The sequence below is a fragment of the Streptococcus suis genome, from assembly GCF_002960445.1.
In the GTDB taxonomy this organism is placed as follows: domain Bacteria; phylum Bacillota; class Bacilli; order Lactobacillales; family Streptococcaceae; genus Streptococcus; species Streptococcus hyiners.
The window spans coordinates 1-306 of sequence record NZ_POJD01000305.1; the positions used below are offsets into that span (position 1 = coordinate 1).

1 protein-coding gene is annotated in these 306 nt (G+C 37.9%); it reads right to left on the reverse strand.

The genetic code is table 11. From position 1 onward, the window contains the following. On the reverse strand, positions 1-147 hold a 147-nt coding region (locus tag C1G53_RS10955), incomplete at its 3' end, for an ATP-binding cassette domain-containing protein (RefSeq protein ID WP_153046716.1). Between the last annotated feature and the right edge of the window lie 159 nt (positions 148-306).

The window sequence follows — 306 nt, forward strand, 5'->3', positions numbered from 1 at the left end:
TTGACAGAATGTCGATTTTCCAGAACCATTTCGACCAATTACCCCAATGAATTCACCTGGACGAATCTCACACGTGATGCCGTCTAGAGCCAACTTTTCAGCAAAGGGATATTGGTATTTTAGATTTTCAATTTTAATATGTGCCATTATAGAACCCTCCAGACAATTGCTAGCACAACTCCAAAAATGCAGAAAATTTGAATCAATCGATCAAATTGCGAACGAATCGGTGGATTGATAAATGTCTTTTTAGATTTTGAATTAAATCCTCGAACCTCTAAGGCAATTGCGCGTTCTCTCGTATCA